This window comes from Mitsuaria sp. WAJ17, from assembly GCF_014174515.1.
GTDB lineage: Bacteria > Pseudomonadota > Gammaproteobacteria > Burkholderiales > Burkholderiaceae_C > Roseateles_B.
In genome coordinates, this window is record NZ_JACJUG010000101.1 from 1 (window position 1) to 658 (window position 658).

Here is a 658-nt window from a genome sequence, read left to right on the forward strand (position 1 = left end):
AGCTGGACGCCCTCGTGGCCCGCGTGCCCGGCGGCGCCGCCAATGTGCAGGACATCTACCCCCTGGCCCCGCTGCAGGAAGGCATGCTGTTCCACCACCTGATGGCGACCCAGGGCGATGTGTACCTACTGCGCGCGGTGCTGCGCTTCGACGGCGAGGCCCGGCTGCAGCGCTACCTGGACGCGCTGCGCCAGGGGCTGCGCCGCCATGACGTGCTGCGCACCGCGCTGCACTGGGAGGGCTTGGACGAGCCGGTGCAACTGGTGCAGCGCGAAGCCCCGCTGCCGGTCCTGGCCCTGGAGGCCGCCGACCTGGGCCTGGGCGAGGACTCGCAGGGCGATGAGGCGCTGCAAGCCCTGCTGCAGCACAGCGACCCACGCGGGCTGCGCCTGTCACTGCAGCAGGCACCGATGATGCAGGTGCGCACGCTGCGCGAACCGGGCCGCTCCAGCTGGCTGATGGTGCTGCTGGTGCATCACCTGGCGGTGGACCACCAGGCGCTGGACGTGCTGCAGCAGGAGATCGCCCTGTTGCTGAGCGACCGGGGTCAGGACTTGCCCCCCGCACAGCCCTTCCGCAACTACGTGGCGCAGGCCCGGCTGGGGCTGACACCCGCCCAACACGAGGCCTACTTCCGCGAGCAACTGGGCGATGTGGA

The 658-nt window shown here is 71.3% G+C and carries 1 protein-coding gene; it reads left to right on the plus strand.

Features of this window, described 5'->3' with window-relative positions; all coding sequences use genetic code 11:
• Positions 1–658 (plus strand): condensation domain-containing protein (locus H5407_RS23555; protein WP_220800769.1); only part of this gene is annotated, 658 nt, incomplete at both ends.